At 32.7% G+C, this 15,833-nt stretch carries 16 protein-coding genes; 8 read left to right on the forward strand and 8 right to left on the reverse strand.

Translation table 11 applies throughout. The features are described 5' to 3' along the window. Positions 1-576: 576 nt before the first annotated feature. Together PVA17_RS06810 and PVA17_RS06815 are read right to left on the reverse strand one after the other, a co-directional pair. Positions 577-1,020 (reverse strand): hypothetical protein, encoded by a 444-nt coding sequence (locus tag PVA17_RS06810; RefSeq protein ID WP_132358273.1) that lies wholly within the window; start codon positions 1,018-1,020, stop codon positions 577-579. Then, the gene (locus PVA17_RS06815; protein WP_132358271.1) at positions 1,017-1,319 is read right to left on the reverse strand and encodes a PadR family transcriptional regulator; all 303 of its coding nucleotides are present in this window, start codon (positions 1,317-1,319) and stop codon (positions 1,017-1,019) included. Before PVA17_RS06815 ends, PVA17_RS06810 begins: the two co-directional genes overlap by 4 nt. A 377-nt stretch (positions 1,320-1,696) precedes the next feature. On the opposite strand from PVA17_RS06815, the gene PVA17_RS06820 reads away from it, so the two are divergent. Together PVA17_RS06820 and PVA17_RS06825 are read left to right on the forward strand one after the other, a co-directional pair. Continuing rightward, the gene (locus PVA17_RS06820; protein WP_132358269.1) at positions 1,697-2,464 is read left to right on the forward strand and encodes an alpha/beta fold hydrolase; all 768 of its coding nucleotides are present in this window, start codon (positions 1,697-1,699) and stop codon (positions 2,462-2,464) included. 245 nt (positions 2,465-2,709) lie between these two features. Next, positions 2,710-2,982 (forward strand): hypothetical protein, encoded by a 273-nt coding sequence (locus PVA17_RS06825; RefSeq protein ID WP_132358267.1) that lies wholly within the window; start codon positions 2,710-2,712, stop codon positions 2,980-2,982. A 148-nt stretch (positions 2,983-3,130) separates the two neighbouring features. Here the strand turns inward: PVA17_RS06825 and PVA17_RS06830 are convergent, their stop codons facing one another. Together PVA17_RS06830 and PVA17_RS06835 are read right to left on the reverse strand one after the other, a co-directional pair. Beyond that, positions 3,131-3,580, reverse strand: a complete 450-nt coding sequence (locus PVA17_RS06830; protein ID WP_274067248.1) for a GNAT family N-acetyltransferase — start codon at positions 3,578-3,580, stop codon at positions 3,131-3,133. 619 nt (positions 3,581-4,199) lie between these two features. After that, positions 4,200-4,817 (reverse strand): hypothetical protein, encoded by a 618-nt coding sequence (locus PVA17_RS06835; RefSeq protein WP_274067249.1) that lies wholly within the window; start codon positions 4,815-4,817, stop codon positions 4,200-4,202. 1,372 nt (positions 4,818-6,189) lie between these two features. Between PVA17_RS06835 and PVA17_RS06840 the strand changes: the two genes are divergently transcribed. Together PVA17_RS06840 and PVA17_RS06845 are read left to right on the forward strand one after the other, a co-directional pair. Next, positions 6,190-6,903, forward strand: a complete 714-nt coding sequence (locus PVA17_RS06840; RefSeq protein ID WP_274067250.1) for a YukJ family protein — start codon at positions 6,190-6,192, stop codon at positions 6,901-6,903. A gap of 264 nt (positions 6,904-7,167) precedes the next feature. Beyond that, a complete protein-coding gene (locus tag PVA17_RS06845) occupies positions 7,168-7,845 on the forward strand; it encodes a class I SAM-dependent methyltransferase (RefSeq protein ID WP_274067251.1) in 678 nt (225 codons plus the stop codon). Between the two features lie 420 nt (positions 7,846-8,265). Here the strand turns inward: PVA17_RS06845 and PVA17_RS06850 are convergent, their stop codons facing one another. Both PVA17_RS06850 and PVA17_RS06855 read right to left on the reverse strand, forming a co-directional pair. Next, a complete protein-coding gene (locus tag PVA17_RS06850) occupies positions 8,266-9,309 on the reverse strand; it encodes an acyltransferase family protein (protein ID WP_337993597.1) in 1,044 nt (347 codons plus the stop codon). A 324-nt stretch (positions 9,310-9,633) separates the two neighbouring features. Beyond that, complete coding sequence (locus PVA17_RS06855) at positions 9,634-9,843, reverse strand: excalibur calcium-binding domain-containing protein (RefSeq protein ID WP_402936479.1); 210 nt, start codon at positions 9,841-9,843, stop codon at positions 9,634-9,636. Between the two features lie 759 nt (positions 9,844-10,602). Here PVA17_RS06855 and PVA17_RS06860 point away from each other — a divergent pair. The 3 genes from PVA17_RS06860 to PVA17_RS06870 all read left to right on the forward strand — a co-directional run bounded on the left by PVA17_RS06860 (position 10,603) and on the right by PVA17_RS06870 (position 12,699). After that, positions 10,603-11,889, forward strand: coding sequence for an MFS transporter (locus tag PVA17_RS06860; RefSeq protein ID WP_274067252.1), 1,287 nt, complete (start codon positions 10,603-10,605; stop codon positions 11,887-11,889). A gap of 115 nt (positions 11,890-12,004) precedes the next feature. Further along, positions 12,005-12,238, forward strand: a complete 234-nt coding sequence (locus tag PVA17_RS06865; RefSeq protein WP_274067253.1) for a DUF3953 domain-containing protein — start codon at positions 12,005-12,007, stop codon at positions 12,236-12,238. Between the two features lie 203 nt (positions 12,239-12,441). Next, the gene (locus PVA17_RS06870) at positions 12,442-12,699 is read left to right on the forward strand and encodes a YjcQ family protein (protein WP_274067254.1); all 258 of its coding nucleotides are present in this window, start codon (positions 12,442-12,444) and stop codon (positions 12,697-12,699) included. 63 nt (positions 12,700-12,762) lie between these two features. Here PVA17_RS06870 and PVA17_RS06875 read toward each other — a convergent pair whose 3' ends face one another. Beyond that, positions 12,763-13,773, reverse strand: a complete 1,011-nt coding sequence (locus PVA17_RS06875) for a hypothetical protein (protein WP_274067255.1) — start codon at positions 13,771-13,773, stop codon at positions 12,763-12,765. A 577-nt stretch (positions 13,774-14,350) separates the two neighbouring features. Here PVA17_RS06875 and PVA17_RS06880 point away from each other — a divergent pair. Next, the gene (locus tag PVA17_RS06880; RefSeq protein WP_274067256.1) at positions 14,351-14,824 is read left to right on the forward strand and encodes a hypothetical protein; all 474 of its coding nucleotides are present in this window, start codon (positions 14,351-14,353) and stop codon (positions 14,822-14,824) included. A 140-nt stretch (positions 14,825-14,964) separates the two neighbouring features. Here PVA17_RS06880 and PVA17_RS06885 read toward each other — a convergent pair whose 3' ends face one another. After that, the gene (locus PVA17_RS06885) at positions 14,965-15,465 is read right to left on the reverse strand and encodes a hypothetical protein (RefSeq protein ID WP_274067257.1); all 501 of its coding nucleotides are present in this window, start codon (positions 15,463-15,465) and stop codon (positions 14,965-14,967) included. Between the last annotated feature and the right edge of the window lie 368 nt (positions 15,466-15,833).

A 15,833-nucleotide genomic window follows, 5' to 3' on the forward strand; every position in this document is an offset into this window, starting at 1 on the left:
GCTTGTTTATTTTTATATTTACACAGAGCGTCATTTTCTTTGGTGCCTGATTCAAAGTTACAATTACCAATTAAACGAATGGATAAGTTAATTGTGTTTGCTCCTTTTGTTACAGTAGTCGTGTTTTCTATTCTTTTTTTACGGTACTAAAGGGACAATTAGCTAATAGAATATCGCATGCTTTAATCGTTTTTAGTCTTTGGATTTTTTTCACCTATTTCATAAAAACTTTATTTGGTTATTGGAAAAATAAAAACATATTATTAGTTTCTTTAGTTGGAATACCTTTGACGCTATATTTTATTTTCCAATTGACTCCATTAGACAATTATACACAGTTAGTTTTCCTGAAAATAGGGAATGTATCATTTATTGTAGGTCTAGTATTAATCGTTTTATTTTATTCGAATTATTTACATAAAAGGAAAATTAGAATTGGCGAAGGATAATTAAAAAATAAGGTGATTTTAATTTATTCGCCATTAGAAAATAGAAGCGTATTCGGGATTAATCGAATACGCTTTATGCTTTATTAATTGTAATTAGTTTTTATGTTCAAGAATTTTCTAGCGATGGTTAATTAGTTAGTACCAAAAAAGCTATAATACTTAATCCATATAAGCCCATAAAACCGAGACTCATTTTTGATAATTTAGTGCTAATTGAAAAAGCTTTTTGTAATCCTTCTTTAAAAAGATGCACAATGAAAATAGATACTGCTAAGAAAAACGATACCATTGCAATGATTAACGCAATTTGTTCCATGAAAATAACCTCCTGTGATGTTCTATATTGTAGAATAATAAGTATATTAATCAAACCGACAAGCAATAATACATTGCTCATTCGAATACCAAAAACTTCTCGTTCATTTATTTCAATTTTCCAAGCATCAACTATACCTCTGAGTAAATCAATCGTCAAAAAGAATGTCCAATCTTTTTGTTCTAGTAGATCAAATAATTCATCGCCATATCGTTTTCTCCAACTTCTTGGATACAAATAAATTAACCACTTCATATAAGCCCAAGCCTTTTTGCGCCAAGTGTAGTTATTGCTTGGATATCTTTAATTTGGTTGCTTAAATATTCACGGCCGGCATCTGTTAGCCTGTAAGGTTTTTTGCGATCATTTGAGGCAAGCACTTGAATATAGCCTGCTTTTTCTAAACGTGTAATTGCTCCGTATAAAGTTCCAGCACCTAACTTAATACAATAATTTTTTTCAATATCCTCCATAATTGCATAGCCATGACAATCTTTTTCTGCCAGACTAATCAAAATAAACAGTGAAGGCTCTGAAAATCTATCTTTTTTCATACAATACCTCCTTTTAAAAGTTTATTACGTTTGGCGATATAACGTATAATGTAATATTAACTGATATTTACAATTCATGCAATAATAAGTTGTTTAAAAGAGAGAAAAAGCCTAATTTTTTTGCCATTAACTTGTCCTTGTCAAAACACAAACATAATCATAAAAGGAAAAGGTCTAATTTTCTGTAAGAATTTAGGCTTAAAGCATTACCCGAAATTAAACATAGTGGCGTTAATTATACGTGATAAGGAATACGAGTTGAAAGTTACGTTGTTCATGACTCGGAGTTTTGAATGATGAAAAATCATTTGGGGCTCTAAAAATTATCATGGAAATATAAGTAATTTAAAGCTTATAATTGGAATAGGTGATAAAAAGTGAATAAACATAATAACAAGATAATCAATATCGCTGATAATCGTGGTCTATATACAAAATATCAACGTACCACTGCTCCGAGTGTCATCTTTATAGCTGGATTAGGCGATAATTTTAAGACATGGAAAAAGGTTCAAGACCGAATATCGGATGTAACGTCAACTTTGTCCTACACGAGAGCAGGTATTGGTAGAAGTTCAGTGGCAGCTGTTCCGCAGACTTGTCATGATTTGGTCGAGGAGCTTTCAGAATTGTTGCAAGAACTTGATGTAAAGAAGCCATATATACTAGTAGGGCATTCTTTTGGTGGTTTAATTGCAAGACTGTATGCCAGTCTTTATCCACTCGACATTTGCGGCATGATTTTGGTTGACGCTGCACCGGAATTTAAAGAACTTGCGTATGAACAGGTTTTGCCGGAAAATTTGGTTGCAGGAAATAGAGAATATTTAGAAAACCCTTCGTTGAATAGTGAAAATATTGATAAAATGCAGAGCTATAAGCAAATAGCTGATCATACAAGACAAATTGACCTTCCTCTCACAATTATTGCAAGAGGTTTACCTGAAAGTGGGGAAGAGGGATGGCCATCTCAAAAGATATTGGAAATTGAACAAAATCTCCAAGCAGAATTCAAAAAGCTGTCAACGTCAAGCAAGTTTCGGATTGCTAGTCATAGTGGACATTATATACATCATGATGAACCAGAGCTTGTAATTGAGGAGATTATACGTATGTTAAAGGAAATCGAAAAATTACTTAATTAAAAAAAGATGATTAATCTTTTTCTTTGGAATCTATTGCTGAAAAAACAAAAAGTAATGGGGGAATTTCCTTGAGACTTAAAGTATTATCTTCTTTTATCTTTATTTTAATATTATTAGCAGGTTGCGATAGTGAAAAGGAGTTCACGTTAAATGATATACAAAAAGTTTAGTTAGAGCTAATTGACAAGGAAACTCTAAAAGAAGGACTATCATATTCTATAAAATTGATAAATGATAGTGATTACGTGATAAAGCAAAATAATGTTTTTGTTTCGTTCATGATTAAGGAAGGGGAAAATGCTTATAAAGGTAATGAATATAAGGTTGAAGCTAACGGAAACAAATTAAATATTCAACCAGGGGAAAAGGTTACTTTAAATGTGTTTATGCCGTTTGAGGGTATGGGGGATCAATCTTTGTTAGCAATTGATAATCCTATTATCCAATTAAAAGGTTTTATGGAAGTAATCGACGATAAACATCAGTTTACTACTGGAGGGGCTTTGATCAAGGATTGAAGCCAATTTTTATAGTGGTAATGCGCAGGAAGATCATCGGGCAGATGACATTAGCTCCTGATGAAACAGGTACGTTTCCTTAGTCTATACCTTCATAAAATGTAAAAACCAAGATTGCTTAATTGCTGCCTTGGTTTTTACTTCTTATTTAATTAAAAACACTAACTTTCATTAAAGGAAGATGACGGTCAGGGAACACAGTAGATGTCGTAAAGCCAATAGTCTTCGCGCCCATTTTTAAATAAAATCCTTCCGCGTTAGGATCACTATCAAGAGTAAACTCGCTTATTCCTAACTCCTTCGCTTTAGTTAATAAATGGTCCCAGATCATTCTCCCTAATCCTTTACCGATATAATCAGGGTCTATGAATAAGGTATCTAATTTCTTTTTATGAATAGTAAAGCTATAAAATGCTACTATTTTATTGTCACTTTCCATTACGTAAACTGGATTTTCTTCTATGTACTCTTTTGTTACAGTTAAATCATCTTTACACTGTTGTAGAAAATCTTCTGTATAGCCCCAATAGGCTTTTGACTTATAAGCCAAATTACTTAATAGATGACAATCTTGAACTTTTGCACGTCTAATTACCATTATAATTCCTCCGATTCATTATTTATGAAAACATTGAACTTATACCCCGTTTTATTCATAAAAGAGAAAAATATTGTTCAGTAAAATTATTGATTTTTTTGGAGTTTTATAAAGTATGAAATGAACATTACAGAAAGCCCTATAGAAATGTATAGTAGTGCAACAGAGTTATTTGGAATGAATGAACTATATCCGAAGGTGCCAGATAATCTGCTTCACCCGTTTGAAAATAACATGATGCCTAAAATTAGTATGATATACCCAAGTGTCGAATGCGTTTTCATCGCCTAGTAACCCCTAATATTTAGGTTATGAACTTATAAAAGGATAACATAATTAGTAGATATTTGAAAATATAGATTGAATCAATTACTGCACAATATGAGGGAAGAAACTAGAAAAAGGGTCACTTGGGATAGGAGTGACCCTTAGTAACAAGATTCGGAGGTGTAAGGCTAAATTAGCTTTACATTACTATTAATATGACAAGATAGTTTTTTTGTATAGTTCATAGCCTGTAAAATAGATTTTTAAAAAATTACAGGGTTAGATGGAACGCACAGACGCATCACCATTTAGTGCTAAAAAATATCTTCTGATATAAAGGGCTCCAATTTGATTAAATTTTATTCCAAATAATCATAAATTGTGCTGCTTCGGATTCAAGTGCAATTAGATGGTCCTCAGTAGAGGGTTCATCTGAAATTAACCTACCTTTTTGGACATTTAAAATTGCCGGCTTTATATCAGGTGAATGCTCAATGGTGAAATCTGATTGTTTTAATAGTGTCAAAGATGAGCGGCATTTATTTTTATCAATTCGTTCGTCCTTCCCTTTGAAATATAACTTGATTAAGTGTGGAACACCATCAATCTTTAATCCTAGTTCTGGTGACGAACGGACAGTTAAATATTCGCTACACCAATTGGATTTGCCAGGGTCAAACCATTCAATTTCTTTATTTTTAATAAATTTCAAATATGCTTTGACTGCTTCCAGGTAATTTTTTTGTTTAGCTTGAGCAACTTTGTTAGCAAGTGAAAGCAGGTAATCGTTACTAAATTCGTTCTCATGAAATTTTCGGATGCCATCCCGTAACGTTTTCCAGTAATCAAAAGCGGGATTGTATTCATCTTGATATTTTATTTGTCTAACCATTGAAGTTTTACCTGTAACGCCTTTGAAAGTAAAATCTGTAAATTGTGTAAGACCGATAGAAACTTTTTTTGAAGACACTTAAAACAACTCCTTTATTTGTCAATATTCCACGAAATACTTTAGATAATTTTCAGGAGATTGTAACATAAATCAATTACAATTATTCGGCCATGACAACGGCGTGTATTAACGACTAACAAGCATGGCAAGGCAATCTTCGAAGCTATCGGAGCAAGGGGAAACAAATGTGGTTTTGAAAATAACGATGTAGCCATTAAAAGAGCATGGGTTTAGAACTACTATAGATAAGTCAGAAAATAGTGGATAGTATTATGAAAGGATTGCAACAGGTAGAGGTGCCAAATGTTCAAAAAAGTTGCCGTTGCATGAACGCTTGGTATTAGCGGATAAGTGATGATTCAGAGGCTGAAACGGTTAGTGAATGATCTGTGTATGCCAGATGATGGCCGGGTTCAAAAGCATAAAGGATAATATATGAGTCACTCATTATAGTATGGTATATCAGTAATTGTTGCACGCTGGTAATTAAAAAGCTGCCTAACAGTTACCTGTTAAACAGCACATGGATATTGTTAATATAAAACAAAAAACGGGAAAAATCAACAATTTTTTAGTCGTTTTTGAAGCAAATTGCTTTTGTAAAGTAGTTTGTAAATGGTTGGTTTTAGGTCATCACTTAAATAGATTTGTTCGAAGGAATTATTTTGATTTTTGGGAATAATAAAAATGGTACTAGGATAAGAGTGCCCCTTAGTAGGTTTGGAGGTGTATTTGCTTTACATTACTATTAATATGTTAAAGTTCATACTTGAAAATAGTATAAAATAAAAAGCTGTAGCATGGTCACTCGCTACAGTTCTGTATGGGGTTTAGTACTTATTATAAGTTTTGTTGTATGAGCAATTAGTAAGCATATTCCAGTACAACGATATTTAGAGTCGGAAACAAATGTGGAAGGAGTCGAAAGGCTGCTTCTTTTTAGTTTTTCGAAAAGATTTGATACTTCAAAGTAGCGATGAAGTTTAGTTGAAGTAGAAGGAGTTATTGGAAGTTTATAGAATTAATAAGAAAAAATAAATTATTTGTGGGAGGGGATAAATTGAAAGTTTAGACAAATGGAGAAGTTTGATTTTACGACATTAGAAATGAATGATGAAGAAAAAGAATATACTGGAGAGGGATGACGGTTATCTCAAATACTTGAAGTGACTGTAACATTATTAATGATTTATCATACAACATCGTTTACTGGAAATCGATCATGGACGAAAACAGGTAAACCGCAACGAAAAGATAGTGTTATTGCTAAGAATGGCATATGGTGATTGATTATACGAATAGAAGGTTTGAGCTTGTAATGATGCTTCCAAGATGTACTTAATCTTGGTAGAAGGTTTTATTAGCATAACTTTATAGGAGGTAATAGTCCATGCCCTTATTCAAATATGGAGTGCTCAAAGGTAAAGTTGTTGACGTTAGACCTGTGGATTCATATGATAAGACGCCTCATTACGAAGTGCATATTCGAGCAACAAAGAAGGATAAAAGTGAGGAGGATTATCGGATTGCGATCAATGTTGCCTCTAAGGTACAGCCTTCAGAAGTCCTATATTTTGTTAGTGAAGATTTCAACTCAAAACAAATAACTATTATTCCAAATTACGAAGAAGGATTTACAGAAGTTACGAATGAAAATCGTGAAATTGCATTGGATTATATTCGTGGTGGCTTATTTGATCCCCAAAAAATGATTCCTCTCCCTGCAACCAAAAATGGACCAGACAATGACTTAAATGAAAAAGTTAATAAATATATGCAAGAGGCTATGGCTAAAAAAGCGACAGTTTATGCTTACGGAGAAAAATTTAAAACTGAAGATCAAAAAGATAAATATTTCGGGTTTTCTCCGGGTAGAGGCATTCATGATATTCATATGAATCAAGGAAATAGTAGGGATTTTAGAAAAGACGATGGGATATGGCAAGATGGTGGTGTATTCATTCATTTCGAAGATGAAAATAGATGGGTAGGTATATTCCTCGCATTCCAATCGCAGTCTTGGTGTACAGATGACAATGGCCATGCAACTAAGCCAGTAAGTGTATGCAACCATACAAATAGAAATTCAGTAATAGAAATGTAAAAAATCTAAGGATAAATGAAGCGGATTTTGCAATAGAGAAAGCAAACAGCAACATTTATCCTATTTTTGTTCCTAGATTTAGTTTTTTGAGAAGTAAACTAATGAACATAAACTATCTATACAATTATGAACAAGAATTTTATTTAAAATAAAAAGGTATTAATATTATAATATGGAAAAATGGTGTGCAACAAAACGTTCTTTTTATTGAAAACACTATGTATTGCTATTTGTATGCAAGGGAAACGAAGGAGGTCAAGATAAATGAAAATTACCATGCGATATGGGGTTGACGCCCCATTTTGGGTTGCCATTTTAATTATTATCGGGCTGATATTTACGTTATCTGGTGTGTTTAGTTCAGTCAATGGATTTGTATTAAGTTATGGTTTGATATGTCTTGTGACGGGCCTTTGGATGTTTACATACTCAACAACAATCAAAATCGCACACAGAGAAGTGATTTTGAATCTTGCGCAAGCTAAATCAGGTGATGAACTTCTTGATGTTGGAACAGGTCGTGGACTTTTAGCTATATCCGCATCTCAAAGGGGTTGTAAGGTGACAGCCGCTGATGTTTGGTCAAAATGGGATTTGGGAGGGAATGGGAAAGCTAAACTACGAGCTAATAGGGTTGCTGAAAATGTGGCAGAAATCGACATTGTGGATGCTGACGCTCGGGAAATGCCATTTTCGGACGGAAGTTTCGATGTTGTTGTCTCAAATTTCGTAGTTCATAACATTAAAAGTGTAGAAGGGAGAAGGAAGGCGATTTTTGAAATGTGGCGAGTTTTAAGGCCAAATGGTCGATTAGTCATTTCTGATTTCAGTAAAACTGCTGAATACATTCAAATATTGAATTCAGTTTCCAATCGCGTTGAAATAAAGCAATATTTTTATACATTTCCGTTTTCAAAAGCTGTTGTTGTGCAAAAGATTTAAGAAATCAATAAACAAAAAGGTTTATATAACTAGGGGAGCAAAAGGAAATGATGATTATAAGTTTTCTTTTAACGAGTTGGATATTAAGTTGGTTTAGGTTTGACGAGTTGTTTATTCAAGCGCTCAAGGAAATATTTAATAAAAAGGTGACGATTGCAAGTTATTATTTTGTATTTTTTTGTATTGGGGCAATTGGAGACATAGTCTTATTTTTTAAAGGAAATAGTATAACCAATTTATTCAGTTAACGATTAGATTTCGGAATAATGACACGTAAAAAGCACAGAACTCTCTGTGCTTTTCACTTTCAATCCTATAATAATGAAGAGAATCCTATTTACGTTTTGAGAAATATACAGATATATTCTAAGTGTATTGAATACATGCTGGCTTTTTCACTTATCTAAAAATTATTTCCTTTTACATCATTTTTTTGAGGTATGGAATCTTTCGCCATACAAAATGACTTAGCAAAAAGCTTAGAATGATTCCTAAAAATACCGTTATGAGAAATTTAGTCCAGACTGATATTTGTAGGTCATTCAATTTATATTGAAGGAAGACAACTACTGGGACATGGATGAAATAAACAACAAATACATTGTTTGCTAACATCTTTGACCAACGATTAGTGCCGTTAACTGTCTCTCTAAATAAAATTAGAAGACCGATTACAAGTGAAATACACAGTAACGTCTCAATTAATGATCGAGCCAACGAACCGAAGTTTTGTCCACCCTTTAAAAGAAAAGGATCTATCGTATTTCCTCCAAAATACAAAATGGTCACTATTAATATTCCAATAACAAGCCAGATGTATCCTGCTCTCGCACTCATAGTTAAAAACCATTTGCGATGATAAGCCATAATGCCTAAACAAAAGAAACTCACATACTGTGGTACATGTGCAAATTCAGTTTGAAAAATTCCTAAAAAAGCTGTCCAATGATCAATAGGAAACCATATCCTTGTAATAAAAGTCACTAAACTAACGACCAACCATAGGGAGAGAATCTGATAAACCTTAATGTTTCTATCAGACTTTTGTGTGAATTTCTTAGATGTAAAGAAGGTCCAGACCGAAAACACAATCGCATACACAAGTAAATGCTCTAAAAACCATAAATGGCCAAATTGCATATCAGGCCATGATGGCCCAGTCCAATTCGCAGGTTCATTACCAAGTCCAAAAAATATATTAACATAGTAAGAAAAAAATGGGATGGGTTCATAATCTCTGAAATTAATGTAATATAAATACATCAGAATTGGAATCATCACGAGAAATCCCAGTAGTAATGGAATACCAATTCTAATAAGCCGTTCTTTTAAAAACCGTTTTGGCCCTTTTCTTGAGGTTGATTGGGGGAGAAAATAGGCTGATAAAAAGAAAAACAAACTCATAAAAAATGCTGCATTTACAGAGAAAAATCTGCCTAACCAATTGATAGATTCATCATCCAAAAAAAACCACCAACCACCTGGTCCATAAGCTTATCCAGCATGGTGAGCTACTACAAGCATAATTAAAGCTATTTTTAAATTATCGATAAAATATAAACGATCACTCTCTTTTTCCACCTATAAACTCCTTTCCCACTAGTAGTTACACTGAGATAATATCAATGTATTTTTTATTATCTCAGAAAAATACCCCCTTTTTATAGGGTTCAAGCTGATTTGAACCAACTTGAACCTAAAAACGTTTATACAATATGATATTGATTAACGTTTTGAGGGTTGATCATCAAGTAGGGAAGTGAATTTAAGGTATGCGAATTACAAAATTTATCTCTCGCAAGCAATACCATCTTTGTCACGATCTTTCGAAGCATTTGCTTTATATAGTTCAGCTGATACAAAAGGTGCGTATTTTGTTTTTCCACCTTTATTTTTCACATTGGCATCTTTAGCAACGCCACCTTTGTAGTCCTTATTTAACTCTGTACAATTTTTGTATTTTTTCGCTGCGGCCTCTGTTGGCGTTGGTATGCTCATTGTTCCACCGATTAATAATGCACCTACGATAATTGAAGTAGCTAATTTTTTCATAAATGTTCCTCCTAAAATTATTTTTATTGCTAAATAATGAAATAACAATAGTGGTTTAAGTAGATTTCCTTCTATTATTGTTAATTGATGTAAAAAATAGGATTAATGACCTTGAGTAAATTTTACTATGATATTTGTGAAAAAACAATCCATTATTGTTTCAATTTGGAATATATTGCAGCAATTCGACTTTTGAAAGTTTAGTTTTTTACGGTATGTATTAGGACGTTGTACGGGAGATTTTAACGCAGTAGGATATAAACATAATGCCTACTGCAGATGAGTGGAGAGGGCTTTTATTATATAACAAATGTTTTAGCTAACTAGTGAAAGCATTCGTGACATAAGCATACTTTTTCCATTAGGTGACTGCTAATCCGCTCTAATAAAACTTATTTTTCTGAATTGTTAGAAAGTAATTCGGAATGTATAATTATTTAAAGGGGGAGGTAATAAATACCGTATAAATTGTTTTGGTGTCGTTAGTTTCTAAATAAAATAAAAATTATCATTCAGAGTTAAACAAGTAGGATATGTTCAATCCTCATAACGGTGTTCCACTCTATAATATTACCCTACTTGAAATTCTAAACTAGAAAACAATACTATTATACCTTTTTTTACCAAAACATTCTATGCAGTATCTTCATTTTGCTTATAGAGAATTGTTTCAAAACAATCTAGGGATGCGGAAGGAGATATGTTATGGAAAAAAACTCAAATCTATGGAAAATTGTATTTGTAGCTAGTTTTATAGGGTTAACAGTTGATGGTATGGATATCCAAATGTTGTCATTGGTTATGCCGAGCCTAATTGACGAATTCGTCTTAGATACGAAGGCTGCTGGTTGGATCAGTACATGCTCGCTATTAGGGATGGCACTTGGCGGAATTCTAGGAGGTTGGTTATCTGATCGTTTTGGCCGCGTTAAAATGATGACCTATATGATGATATTATTCTCAGTTGGAACGGCTCTATTAGCTTTTGTACAAACATATGAACAATTTATTATTGTACGTTTCATATCAGCAATTGGTATGGGAGCGGAATATTCATTAGCGACAATGTTAATGGCTGAATATGTAAAAGTTAAAAATAGAGCAACTATTATGGGTGTATTAGGTTCTTCCTATTCATTAGGATATTTAGTCGCGGTTTTATTAGCGGGAGCGATTCTACCTGAATATGGTTGGAGACCGTTATTCTTACTATCAATCTTCCCGGTTGTTGTGGCGATCTATATTCGAGTAAAAGTACCAGAACCTACTGGCTGGAGATTGGCTAAAAAACAAGCTAAGACATCAAAAGTAAAGAAATCAAATGAATGGCTTGCGTTGTTTAGGGATAAGAAAGTTTTTACAATCTTTCTCTTATGGATATTAACCTCTTCCTTATTGCAATTCGGATATTACGGAGTAGGTACTTGGTTACCGACGTATATAGTGAAAGAATTAGGCTTTAATTTCAAAGAGATGACAGGATATTTAATTGGAACATATACAGCATCGATTTTTGGTAAAGCACTTGCTGGTTGGGTTGCCAATGTAATTGGTCGTCGTTGGGTATTCGTAATCGCAGGAGTATCTACAGCGGTCATGCTACCAGTCATATATTTTTATCAATCACCAGGAAACATCATTGTTTTAATGACTGTTCTAGGTTTCGTATATGGAGCGCCGTATGGTGTAAATGCGACTTATTTAAGTGAAAGCTTCCCGACTTATATTAGAGGGACTGCTGTAGGTGCGGCTTATAATACGGGAAGAATCGGTGCAGCTATAGCTCCAATCCTTATTGGAATTATCGCTACCTCACAATCCATTGGATTTGGACTAGCTGTGTTAGGTATTTCTTATGCACTCATGGGGTTAATTCCTGCACTATTCATAAAAGAGAAAATGTATGATACTTTTGAAAACGATACAAAAGGAAAAATGTTAGAAAAAGAGGGGGAGGTAGGGGAAGAAGAAGCAAATGAGGTTCTAGTGTAAAAACCGCACTGACGCCAAAGTTAACAAGAGGATGAATAAAAAGATGCAGTTATTTCCATAACCTCTTTTTTATTGTATGATAAATAAAAAATGGAATTTAAGAGGAGTGGATATTATGCTGAAAATTTTACAAATTGTTTTTTCAATCATAGGAATCTCTCTCTCAGCTTATGGACTTATCACACGTGATTATCAACTGAATTTCCTAATGATATTCTTCTTAGGTTTATTTGTTCTAACTTTAGGAATTAAAGAATTTCAAAGAGAGAGAAAAGCTTATGGTTTGTTAATGATTGCGCTATTTTTATTTTCAGTATATGTGTCAATTCAAAGTTTCATATGGATCTAAATAAAGTAGTGGTGTTCACTCACTATAATTCAGTCAAACTACTATAAACGAAAATACAATTTTTTGCTGATATAACGTAATTAAATGTTTTATCGTATTAGACGAGCCTTACATTTAGCACTGTGAGGCTTTTTTTATGGAGTCATTATGTGACAAATGTTACCTTTTATTCTATATTATTAAATAGATTGGAGGTATATTGTTTGGATAAGGGAAAATTAATATTGGATATTCTAGAAGGTTTAAATAATCAGGAAGAGCCTAAGTTTTATGATTTTGAAATAGACAAACAAACATTCGGAGAAATCGTTGAAATGATCCAAGAAAAAGGGTTTATTTCTGGTGCGAGCATTTATCGTGAATGTCTAGAGAATAAAGTAATTTCGGTTTCCTTGTATAACGCCAAGATTGAATTAAAAGGATTAAATTACATAGAAAATAATATTATGAGTCACATCTAACTGTAGTGAACCCCAAAAGATAGGTTTTTAGTCTAACTTTTGGGGTGAAGTACAATTGAGTGACTATTTTTTATTTACTGGTACAACTACTGTTACTTTTTCACCAATAAATCTGTTATCTTTTGAAGCACTATCAAAAACAAATTTTAATTCTTTGACACTTTCTAAACCTTCTTTTCCTAAATTAAAAATAACTTCACCTTTTTGTATTACTTTGCCAATAAATTCGGACTCAAAATGAGAAATTTCAACAATTGAATTGATTTGACGTTTTGTATCAGTAGTCATTTTCGCCGAATTTGGATGGAAACTTAAAGTATCATCAGATAAATTTTCTCCTGTTATAGATAGGATAAGTACATTTGTTTCAGCATCTGTTTCAATCATTTTTGGATCACGTGCAACTAGTTTAGCTGTTTTTATTCCATCAATTGAAAATGCAACATCAGCACTTTTGTATTTTTCAGTTGGTGCTTCATACAAATCAGTGATTGTATATGTACCTGCAAAATCATCTTTCACTATTTCACCAGCATTCGCTTCTGTTAAATTATCTGCTTTATTGGCTTTACTTTCTTTGTTTATTTCGATGTTAGTAGAACCTGTTACAGCTTTTTCTAGTGAAGCTGCATACTTAGCAAATTCGTTATCTTCCATATCACCATTCATTTGTAATAAGAACTTTCCACTTTGATGAGTGTGAGAATAAAACAGAGGACTGGAATTTCCTAATTCATCATAATAACTCTTTGCTTTTTTTAGATTTTCCTCATTATCGAATAAAAATATTCGACCACCTGAATCAGCACCAAGAGAAGGGATTAAAATTCGTTTACCTTCTTTTCGGATATTTCCAAATTCATCATTTGGTAAGTCCGAAATTTCTCCTAGGTCTAAACCATCATCTTTAAAATGTTTAATTACATCATCTGTTGTTTTAGCAAGTACTTTTTGATGCTCTTCGGTTTTAGCACCATTCCCTTTTGGCTTATCGTCGTTTGATGAATCGCTTTCACATCCAGCTAATCCTAAGCTTAATACGAATGCTGCACTAAAAATTAATTTTTTCTTCATAAAAAATCCTCCCTTTATATTACCATTCTAGGAAATTTGGAGGGAGAAGTACATAGACAAATAGAAAACTGTGATTAATACCTATTAAATTAGAAACTGCTAAATTGTTAGTGCGGATTAAAAGCCATTTTTGGGTGTGTGACAAGCATCGATAACGAAAAGAGGGGGAGACGGGTGTCCTGCTCAAACCAGACTTTTCAAAAATGAGGTAACTCTTTGTTAAGTCAGTATATTATTGCTTTCTCTTCTTTGAAATACCATAGCCTATAGGGAATTGGTGAGTGAACTCTAATCTAATACGTCTATGTGGTTCACTGGAATCTTGCCAAATCCATTCTGTTATTTCTTAGCTATGCATCACTAAATTTCTATTTATAGCATTTATTGCTGTATCTCGATTATAAAAACACGGGATTGCTGATTTCGGTAGTGAAAAGAACTTTAAAAGTTATAAAAAGACCAGTATTTCCTGGTAGTCCATATATAGTATGACAAAATCTATGTGGTATAGTAACTGTGGATTGTTGTAATTTATCTAGTACAACCAAACGCTAATTAGAGTAAAGGGGAATTATTTATGGCTTTATTAAAAGATTATTTTAGTCAATCTAGTTGTGAAGTTGAAATAAATTTGAAATTAGTTAATGATGAGAGTGTAGAATTCCACATTCATTTCCGCTCTGGTCTTGCTTTTCCAGAGGTGAATACAAAAATCGTTTGCTTAAAGAAAGATTTCTTAAAGTTATTAGATGATTTAAAACAAATCGATATTATGCATCTAAGTATGTTAGAACCTCATGATCCAGGCTTGTGTATTTATCACATTCCTCTATTTGGCAATTATTATTATCCTGGACATGGTTTCCTTCAAGTGCCCGAACATGAAAGGGATGAATGGGAGCCTTATTATAGATTAATTTTTGTGTTAGATGCAGGGGAGAAGAATAATCATAGTGCATCAGAAAGTGGTCCTGCACTATGTCTAAGAGTAAAAATGGAACAAATTAACGAATTTGTTGACAGTTTAAAATCAGAGGTAAATAGTTTTTGAGTTTATAAAGAAATCACTGGTGTAGTATAGCTAAGTACAACACAGAACGTTAATCAAGCCCTAAAAACACAGGTTGAAGAATTACTATTAAGTCACCAAAATAAAAATAACTCATATTTTGACCATAGGCTAAAGATTTTTCAGATCATGGAATTAATTATCTTCATGATTCCATTTACATTAATCGATTCATTACTTGCTTTATCTACAATAAATGTGTATTCTAAATCATTCACCACAGTTCTATACGTTATAAAGCCATCACTTTTGAAATAAACCATTTCCTGACCATTTCCCAAATGAACTTTCTTTGCATTGTTTGGATATGACATATCATTATCGTTTGGTATGATAGCTAAAGTGTAATGTTTTTTCCCGTTGTTTTCATCCAAATAATATATAGTTAATTGTGAACTCTTGTGATTAAATGATGCGAAAACATGTGTAAATGAAATTGGGGGAAGTCGAGTAGGTAATGGAATGTCCTTTTTAAAAGATGTCTTTCCCTCTTGAATAGCTTTGTTCACCTCAGTATATTCTCCATTTTCTAAATATATTTTTTCTAAATCAGTCGTAATAGCATATGCATTACTCATTTGAAAAGTTAGAATCAAAAATAGAAAAAAGCATATTTTTTTCAATTAAAATCTACCTACCTCCGTAAATATATTACTTATTAATTTTCCTAAAAAAGAAGGAATTATGTATTTTTAACTATGCCTTCAACATTCTCTTATTGCTTTTCTAAAATTCTTATTTGGATTGTTAAAATAATTGGAGTGATTGCTACAATAATTAAAACCCTAACAATAAAATCCATTATTTGGTGTGTAACAAGTGTTTAATAAACCAATCCAAAGTCACCAAAATTACGAAAAAGTCACTTTTCTCCGGAAAACCTATGAAATCGGGCAAAAGGCAAGTCTTTGTACATTCGTGAAAAACCTTGCTATAATAACCTTTGCGAATACATATGAAAGAGGGTAAAAGCATGAACGCTTACGATGAA

Origin of the sequence: Lysinibacillus sp. CNPSo 3705 (assembly GCF_028674935.1) — a bacterium.
GTDB lineage: Bacteria > Bacillota > Bacilli > Bacillales_A > Planococcaceae > Lysinibacillus.

Bases quoted from the DNA above. Each gene is read 5' to 3' on its own strand.
- PVA17_RS06810 (WP_132358273.1), bottom strand. From the start codon at position 1,020: ATGAAGTGGTTAATTTATTTGTATCCAAGAAGTTGGAGAAAACGATAT.
- PVA17_RS06840 (WP_274067250.1), top strand. From the start codon at position 6,190: ATGCCCTTATTCAAATATGGAGTGCTCAAAGGTAAAGTTGTTGACGTT.
- PVA17_RS06830 (WP_274067248.1), bottom strand. From the start codon at position 3,580: ATGGTAATTAGACGTGCAAAAGTTCAAGATTGTCATCTATTAAGTAAT.
- PVA17_RS06865 (WP_274067253.1), top strand. From the start codon at position 12,005: ATGCTGAAAATTTTACAAATTGTTTTTTCAATCATAGGAATCTCTCTC.
- PVA17_RS06845 (WP_274067251.1), top strand. From the start codon at position 7,168: ATGAAAATTACCATGCGATATGGGGTTGACGCCCCATTTTGGGTTGCC.
- PVA17_RS06815 (WP_132358271.1), bottom strand. From the start codon at position 1,319: ATGAAAAAAGATAGATTTTCAGAGCCTTCACTGTTTATTTTGATTAGT.
- PVA17_RS06880 (WP_274067256.1), top strand. From the start codon at position 14,351: ATGGCTTTATTAAAAGATTATTTTAGTCAATCTAGTTGTGAAGTTGAA.
- PVA17_RS06860 (WP_274067252.1), top strand. From the start codon at position 10,603: ATGGAAAAAAACTCAAATCTATGGAAAATTGTATTTGTAGCTAGTTTT.
- PVA17_RS06875 (WP_274067255.1), bottom strand. From the start codon at position 13,773: ATGAAGAAAAAATTAATTTTTAGTGCAGCATTCGTATTAAGCTTAGGA.
- PVA17_RS06855 (WP_402936479.1), bottom strand. From the start codon at position 9,843: ATGAGCATACCAACGCCAACAGAGGCCGCAGCGAAAAAATACAAAAAT.